Here is a 7,832-nt window from a genome sequence, read left to right as displayed (position 1 = left end):
ATCAAGAGCAGGACCGTCACGCTGGATAGCGCGACCGGCTTCGCCCCCTCGGCCGCGACGGTCCTCGCGGCGCTGGGACCGAATACGCGCATGATCGTTCTCAGCTCGCCCTGCAATCCTACCGGTCGGATCTGGAGCGCTCACGAGCTGCGCGCCCTCGCCGAGGGCCTGCTGAACCGGCCCGGCGCTCCAGTGTGGGTGCTATCGGACGAGGTCTACCGCGAGCTGTACTACACGCCCGAATCGCCCGTTTCCATCGCCCAGCTCTACCCCCACGCCCTGGTCGCCAACAGCCTCTCAAAGAGCAATGCACTCACCGGCCTGCGGCTCGGCTGGCTTCTGGCCCCGAGTCACGTCATGCCGGCGATCGTGAAGGTTCACCAGTTCATCACCACGGCGGCGAGCACCTTCTCCCAGGTCGTCGCAGGCGAGGTATTCCGCACGCCGGGCATGCTGGGCGCGCATCGGCCCCACTACGCAGCGCTGCGCGAGACGCTCGTTCAGCACCTGAGCGCGGCGGGACTGGACTTCGTGCCCCCGGAAGGGGCCTTCTACTGCCTGGTGCGCCTGCCCGAGCCCTTCGCTGCGGATTCGATCAAGACGGCATACATGCTGCTCGATGACTTCAACGTGGTGTTCACGCCGGGCAAGGCCTTTGGGGCGGAAGGCTGGCTGCGACTGTCGTGGGTGAGCCAACCGGCGGTGCTCGCCGAAGGCATCGCCCGCCTCGGCGCAGCACTGCTGCGGTGAAGACGGGCGAAATTAAGGAACTTTATTAGATCCCCCCACCCCTCCTCGCATCTAACAAAACCAGGCATGTGTCGAGCTTGGCCGCTAAAAGCGGCTTGATGGAACAGTTTTGTTAGACGCTCAACCCCGCCCCACCGGGGGGCGGGGGAAGAGAGAGCTGATGGGGGCTCTCGTGATTTTTCGGGCTGCTAGGCGAGGCGCGAGAGGTCGTTGACCGCGTCGCTGAAGGCGTTCCAGCCGTTCAAGCCGCCATTCACGGCCCGGCGCACGCCTTCCCAGTTCCCGGCCACTGCCTTCTCCGGGATGTTCCGGTCCTGAAAGTACTGCACCAGGATCTTGGCCGAAACCGACGGGTCCAAGGCCAGGTCCGGGTTGTGCTCGAGGTCGATGCCCAGCTTCTCGCCGTACTCGCGATAATTGGCCCGCCCGGTCAGCTGGATGAAGCCACGCCCCTTGAAGCGAGGACCGTCCCCGGGCTCGGTGTTGCCCAGGTCCGAGCGCCCTTCGTAGGCCTGGCCGCTCGCGTACTCGGAGATGGGCTCGAAGCTGCCGGTCTCGACCTTGACCGTGGCGAGCAGCGCCACCATGGCCTCAGGCTCGTGGATCCCCGCGTCCTCCATGGCCTTGGCGATGTGCGGCCAGTACTGCTGGACGTTCTCCAGGGGCACGCCGAGCTTGCTTGCGATCTCCTCGGCCGAGACGGGCGGCTGGTAGCCCGGCGGAAGCGGCGAGATCCCGCCCGCGCCCTCGCCGCGATAGGCGTTGAAGCGTCCGGCCCCGTTCGCGGTCTTGGCGCTGTCACCATCGATCTTGAGGTCCGACCCGGCGAAGATGCGGTTCGGATCGGCGATGCCGTTGTCCTTGGCGAGCTTCTGGACCGTGGTCCCGAACTTCGCCGCCAGGCCGCTCAGGGTATCGCCCCACTTCACGTTGATGTTCATGGCCACCTCTCTCGCAACAACCGAGCCATGTTCCTTGTTCCCAAAAAATGGACCGCCCTCTCATCAAAAGGCGGTCCATTGTCTTGTGAGGTGCGCGCAAGCTAGGTGGAGAGCGATCGCGCGCGCCCGAGCTCCGCCTGCTTGAGCAGCTGGATGTAGTCCATGACCTTCTCGATCTGGGCGGGGCTCAGGCCCCTCACCGCCTCGAGGATGGTCGGCGATCGCTCGATCCCGTCGAAGTCCTCGTGCACCGGGGCCACCACCGAGGCCGGGAGGCTCGCGGGCACCGGCGGCATGGGGCCAGGCCCCGGACCGGGAAGATCGACCGTCTCGCCCTGCGCCACGCGGTGCAGGTCGACCAGGGGGATCGCGAGCCCTTCGGACAGGGTTCGCATGGTGTCGGCGTCGGGCTTGTCACCGTGCTCGACATCCAGGACGGCCGAGACGGGGATCTGGCAGCGCTGCGCCACGTCCATGGCCGTCAGGCCACGCGCTTGCCGGAAACTGCGCAGGAATTCGCCGAGCGGATTTACGATACTCATGAGCCTGTCCCCCCTTTCTCTAAGGTTTGTGGCGCCTTCTGGCGCCGTTCATCGTGAAGTGCCGCCCTGGGCACATTATACGCCCCCGTGGGCCCTCTGCCGATAGTTCTAACCGAACAAGCAAGTCATAAAGCTTTACAAACATTCGCAAAGACGGTAATATGATCTCACCGTTCAGCCAGTCCACTGCGATTCAAAGGCGCATCGCGCTTCGGTCAGGCTGCGTGCGAAAGACCCTCGAGGTCTAGCTTCAGAGCCCCTTGCAACGGCGCAAGGGGCTCATTCTTGTTAGTGCCCCACCCCGAGAAAGACGTTGTGGACCACCTCGGCAGGACCGTTGACGCTGGCCTGGCAGGCCAGGCGCCAGTTCCGCTTGAGCTTGTCGCGCCCCAGGCGCAGCGCCTCGCTGGGAGTGGGCGCGCTGAGGTTCTTCTCTCCGGCGAGCACCTTGACCTTGCAGGTGCAGCACCGACCCGACTTGCAGACGTACTCGACGGGGACCCCTGCCTCGATCGCACCCGACAGCAGGTTGGCCCCCTGCTCCACGGAGAAGGTCTGGGTCTCTTCGCCAATCGTGAACTTCACGTCGATCATGCCGGGGGCTCCTTTGTCTTTCCCCGCCCCCGGGTGGGGCGGGGTCAGGGGTGGGGGGATCCAAACGTTCCGAGTCCCCACCGAGAGCATGAGGAACTTGATCTTATCCCCCCACCTCACATCCAACAAAACCAGGCATGTGTTGTGGTGGCCGCTGTAAGCGGCTTGATGGAACAGTTTCGTTAGACGTTCACCCCTCCCCGCCCCACCGGGGGGCGGGAGTATGTTGTCAAGCTTGTCGTAAAGCCCAGACTGCTTTCCTCATACCCCGTTCAGGCGCCTGCGACGCGCTCCAGCTGCGCGATGATGCCGGGCAGCTCGCCCAGGGCGAAGATATCGCCTTCCTCGACCGCGACGTCGAGCTGCGCGTGCAGGGCGTCCCTGAGGCTCGCGGCATCCTCGGCGCCGAGCTCGAGCTTGAAGGCGCTGTTGCCGATCTGACCCTGGGCCTGATCGAGCAGGCGCTGGAGGATGGGGGGCATGACTTCGAGGGCGTCCTCCTCCACGGGCGGAAGGGTCGCGAGGTAGGCCTCGCTCAAGAGGCGCAGCTGGCTGAGGTCGATGTCGAGGGGCATGGTGTTCAAGCTTCTCCAGAAGTGGGGGAGGGGGCGATGGACAGGAGGCCGGTGAGACGGCGGAAGGCGCTCGTGATGAGCTGGAAGCGCGTGTCGCTCGCGCCGGGCGAGCTCAGGAAGCGCAGGGTAGGCAGCAGCGAGGCGACGAGCTCGCCGCGCATGGCCCGATCGAAGAGCGATCGCTGCAAGAGCTGGACCATGGGCTGATCCGCCCTGCCGCTCGCGAACCACTCGAAGCCCAGCGCCCGCACGGGCTCCGCCTCGGGCGTGGTGAGGAAGGCGGCGATCTGGCCCACCAGCACCGAGAGGTCCAGCTCCGGATGCTCGAGCGCGAGCGTCGCGACGAAGGTGAGCTCGTCGCGCTGCGCCGGGCTCAGGTCCGCCATGAAGGCCGTCGCCTCGACGATCAGCGCGCGCCCCTCGTCGGTCTCGAACCAGCCTGTGAACCAGTCGATCACCGGCTGCAGGCTCAGCGCCCGGTCGGAGAGCATCACCTTGCAGGCGGCGAAGCCGGCCCCGATCAGGCGCGAGGCCTCGGGATGGCCGCTCAGGCCGGCGACGAGGGGCAGCACGTGCCGTGCGGGCCCTTCATCGAGGGAAACGTGGCGCAGGCGTGGCACGACGACCTCCAGCCACTCCAGGCCCTCGTGGGTCTGGAGGAAGGTGAAGAGCGGCATCAGCACGTCGAAGGCATCGAGGCTCGGATCCGAGGCGAGGCGCGAAACGAGGCGCTCGAGCACGCTGCCCTCGGCCATCATCTCGGGGGCGAGCACCGACACGGTCAGGGCGTTGCGGTGGGGGCGCGCCTCGGCTGAGAGCAGGTAGGACACCGCCATGGGCACCAGCTCGCCGATGCGGAAGGTGGGCTCCTTGGCGGCGAACTCGAACAGCTCGAGCAGGCGGTCCAGGCGCAGGCGATCGCCCTGGGTCAGGTCCGCGAAGAGCTTGTCGCGCAAAAAGCGCTTCTCGGGGTTGAGCATCAGCTTGCCGGCGAAGGGCATGCCCACGTTGAGGAACTTGTAGGTGGGCTCGTGCTCGAGCACGACCCCCTCCATGCTGCCCACCGAGCGCATGAGGAAGGCGAAGCGCTCGGGCAGGAAGAAGGGGTAGTCGTACATGACCTCGCTGACCCGGTCGAGGATCTCCTTGAGGCTGTAGGTCTCGCCCGTCAGGCCCATCTGGGTGGTGTAGATGTCCTCGACGATGGGCAGGATCCGCTCGCGATCGACGTTCTCGGGCAAGAAGTCCAGCTTGATCAGGTCGGTGATGAAGCCGTCGAAATCCAGGTGGACCAGGTGGATGAAGAGGTCCACCAGGATGTGCTGGCTGTCCTGGGGCAGGGTGTCCACCATGCCGAAGTCGATGTAGACCACCTCGCCGGTGGGGCGGATCAGGATGTTGCCCGGGTGGGTGTCGGCGTGGAAGAAGGCGTCCTCGAGCACCTGCTTGATGAAGGAGCGCACCCCGAGGTTCGCCACCTCGACGTAGTCCAGGCCGGCGCCCTTGATGCCCTCGTAGTCGTCGAACTTGAAGCCCTCGATGTACTCCTCGGTCAGGACCCGCGTGGTGGTGTAGTCGCGGTACGGCTTTGGCGCCGTGACCATCGGGAAGTCCCTGAAGTTGCGGCGGAATCGCTCGATGTTCTCGGCCTCGCGCACGAAGTCGATCTGCTCGTAGAGGCTGTTGGCGAGGCGATCGGCGATCGCGACATAGGGCATGTCCTTGGCGACCGGGACGCCGAGGCGCTTGAGGTCCTTGCCCGTGGCCCACTGGGCCATGCGACGCAGGATCGCGAGGTCGAGCGCGATCACCTCCTCGAGGTTCGGGCGCTGGACCTTGACCACCACCTCCTCGCCCGAGTGCAGCCGGGCGCGGTAGACCTGGCCGATGGAGGCCGCCGAGAGCGGCGCCTCGTCGAAGGCGGCGAAGATCGAGTGGGCGTCCTTGCCAAGCTCCTCTCGGATGATCGAGAGGGCGACGCTGGTCTCGAAGGGGGGCACCCGGTCCTGGAGGGCGGCGAGCTCCTTGGTGTAGGTCAGAGGCAGGATGTCGGGCCGGGTGGCGAGCAGCTGGCCTATCTTGATGAAGGTGGGCCCCAGCTGGATCAAGACCTCGCGGAAGCGCACGGCGGCGCGGCGCTCGCGCTCTTTGACCTGCTCGGGATCCCGCGAGGCCCAAGGCTGGCGATTGAGCCAGGCCACGAAGGCGAAGGAGACGCAAATGCGGACCAGCAGCCACAGGCGGCGCAAGAGCCGCAGCGGGTGCGCGCGGAGCATGAGGTCGGCTTTTTCGGGGTCGTAGCGTTCGGGCAAGGGGAAAACCGCCGTGTCGAGAGCGAGCAAACCCCCTTAGTATCCCCGAAAACGGCGCCGGGCGAAAGGCCTGGCGGCGCGTTCTCCCTCTACTTCGGCTACTCGAACCGGGTGTGGGCGATCTTGTCCAGGGTGCGGCTCGAGACCCAGAGATCCCCCTGGATGTCCATCGCGGCTCCCTCGAAGCCCCCGTTCAGGCTGATCGGCGTCTCGGGCGTGCCGTCGACCTTGTAACGGGTGATCTTGCCGTCGGCGTCGCTCACCACGATGGGTCGGCCCATGGCATCCAGGAAGATGCGGCTGCCCGAGGCCGAGAAGGGGCCGGCGAGGCGATCGCCGTTGCGGTTGTACTTCGCGATCCCCGTCGTCCCGAGCACCCAGAACCGATCGGCGGTGCTCCCCCTGTCCACGGCCAGATCCATCAGGTCTCCCACCCCGGCCACGCTGAAGGACTTGGGCTGAGCCCCGCGCTCGAACTTGGCGAGCGTGGTGTCCGCAATGCCCCACACGCCCGCGTAGTAATCGAAGGCGATGCGCCGGGGCCTGAGGCCGCCGGGGAAGGTGAAGGTCTCGACCGGCGTGCCGGCCTCGTCCTGATGGGTGACGCGGACCGTGGGTCCGTAGGCCAGCGCCCACTTGCCGGTGCGCGAGGAGGCCAGGCCGAGGTAGTACGGATCCCCGTCGGTGATGGTCTCGGTGGAGGCGACGGCGTGGCCCGTGGTCATCGTCACGAGCTTGTTGCCTCCCACGAAGTAGTAGGCCCCGTTTACGAAGGCGAAGCGCTCGGGCAACACCCCGAGCGATGCGGTGGCCTTCACGGTCGTGAAGGCGTCCATCACCGTCAGGCGATAGGGGGGGCCCGAGTTGGGGTCCGAGGCCAGATAAATGGAGCCGGTCGGGTCGATTCCGATGGCCCTGGGACGATAGGCCGCAGCGGCGCCGGGGCGGGTCCCGCTGTTGTCGAAGCCGCTCGGCAGCGGCGTGGGAGTCGGCGTCGGGAGAGGCTTGAAGGTGGCAGCCGGCAAGGGGTCGTCCCCGCCGGCGGTCGGCGTCGGAGTCGGCGTCTGGCCGGTATTCCCCCCCACGCCAACCAGGCCGTCATCCTCGGAGGCGCAGGCGAGCAGGGGGAGGATCGTGCAGGCGAGTAGCAGCCATCCGCGTGTCGCGCGACGAAAATCCATGTCTGTTCCTTTCCTGCTACGAGGGATCGAAGCTGCCGTCGAGCGACGGGATGACCACGAAATCGAGCGGATCGCTGCTGCCCGCGTCGGTGCGGACCGTGAGCGGGCCGCTCGTGCCCTCGACCATGACCCTGAGAATGCCATTGCCCCCCGAGACGGGGCTCACCAGCGTCCCGTTGAACGAGACCAGGTTCTCGGAGAGCACCGGGGAGAAGCGCCGCCCCACGATCGTGAGGGACTTGCCAGGCATGGCGGCCGAAGCGCTGATGGTCGCGACCTCGGGCGGATCGACCACGTAGGACATCACCCCGGTGCGCTGACCGCGCACCGCGACCTGGAGCGCCCCGGAGCGGACCCCGGCCGGGACCCTGACGACGAGGTTCTCGGTCGTCGCGATCTCGGCGGAAGCGCTCGCCCCCTCGAAGTTGATCTGATTCTGCGCGGGATCGGAGGCGAAATTCTGGCCGTAGAGGGTGATTCGCTCGTTCGGCAGGAATGCAGAGCGACTCAGGCGCAGCAGCACGGGCGCGCCCACCTCGCCTCCCGTTGCATCTCCGGGGGGCGTCTCCCCCGAGGTGCCGGGCGCTCCGTTCGGGACGCAACCCACCGCCCCGACGAGCGCGAGCATCACCATGGCTAAACGTGCGAGCCGCATCCGAGCTCCTCCGGTATCAAGGCCCCAGGCGAACCCCCTGGTGTCGGGGTCCGCCTGGGCGTGTTGTGTTCCGTTATACCCCAGCTAGGCTGAAACCTAGCGCTAGCGCTGGAATTCCACCCGCACCCGGGTCACGATCGGCCCGGAGTAAGTGGTCTGGGCAGGCGGGGTGATCCGCCACCGGAAGTACCGGGCGCGCAGATCCGTCACCTTGCTCGTCCAGGGGCTCCAGGCGTTCACGCCGTCGGGGCTGTCCGAGAACTCGATCGTCACCGCCGGCGC

9 protein-coding genes are annotated in these 7,832 nt (G+C 66.7%); 1 reads left to right on the top strand and 8 read right to left on the bottom strand.

Annotated features, from left to right (window positions below):
• On the top strand, positions 1–750 hold a 750-nt coding region (locus V6D00_07005), incomplete at its 5' end, for a pyridoxal phosphate-dependent aminotransferase (GenBank protein HEY9898915.1).
• A 188-nt stretch (positions 751–938) separates the two neighbouring features.
• Here V6D00_07005 and V6D00_07000 read toward each other — a convergent pair.
• The 8 genes from V6D00_07000 to V6D00_06965 all read right to left on the bottom strand — a co-directional run.
• Positions 939–1,691, bottom strand: a complete 753-nt coding sequence (locus V6D00_07000; GenBank protein ID HEY9898914.1) for a LysM peptidoglycan-binding domain-containing protein — start codon at positions 1,689–1,691, stop codon at positions 939–941.
• A gap of 101 nt (positions 1,692–1,792) precedes the next feature.
• The gene (locus tag V6D00_06995; protein HEY9898913.1) at positions 1,793–2,233 is read right to left on the bottom strand and encodes a helix-turn-helix transcriptional regulator; all 441 of its coding nucleotides are present in this window, start codon (positions 2,231–2,233) and stop codon (positions 1,793–1,795) included.
• Between the two features lie 288 nt (positions 2,234–2,521).
• Positions 2,522–2,827 carry a 2Fe-2S iron-sulfur cluster-binding protein gene (locus tag V6D00_06990; GenBank protein ID HEY9898912.1) on the bottom strand — a complete coding sequence of 102 codons (306 nt, stop codon included), beginning with the start codon at positions 2,825–2,827 and terminating at the stop codon, positions 2,522–2,524.
• 272 nt (positions 2,828–3,099) lie between these two features.
• Positions 3,100–3,411, bottom strand: a complete 312-nt coding sequence (locus tag V6D00_06985; GenBank protein ID HEY9898911.1) for a hypothetical protein — start codon at positions 3,409–3,411, stop codon at positions 3,100–3,102.
• Complete coding sequence (locus V6D00_06980) at positions 3,408–5,744, bottom strand: AarF/ABC1/UbiB kinase family protein (protein HEY9898910.1); 2,337 nt, start codon at positions 5,742–5,744, stop codon at positions 3,408–3,410. Before V6D00_06980 ends, V6D00_06985 begins: the two co-directional genes overlap by 4 nt.
• 68 nt (positions 5,745–5,812) lie before the next feature.
• Positions 5,813–6,895, bottom strand: a complete 1,083-nt coding sequence (locus V6D00_06975; GenBank protein ID HEY9898909.1) for a hypothetical protein — start codon at positions 6,893–6,895, stop codon at positions 5,813–5,815.
• 16 nt (positions 6,896–6,911) lie between these two features.
• Complete coding sequence (locus tag V6D00_06970) at positions 6,912–7,550, bottom strand: IPT/TIG domain-containing protein (GenBank protein HEY9898908.1); 639 nt, start codon at positions 7,548–7,550, stop codon at positions 6,912–6,914.
• Positions 7,551–7,652: 102 nt separating this feature from the next.
• On the bottom strand, positions 7,653–7,832 hold a 180-nt coding region (locus V6D00_06965; protein HEY9898907.1), incomplete at its 5' end, for a hypothetical protein.

The sequence above is a fragment of the Pantanalinema sp. genome (assembly GCA_036704125.1).
GTDB lineage: Bacteria > Cyanobacteriota > Sericytochromatia > S15B-MN24 > UBA4093 > JAGIBK01.
The sequence above is the reverse complement of the archived record's forward strand: the minus strand, read 5'-3'. Positions and strand labels throughout refer to the sequence as shown.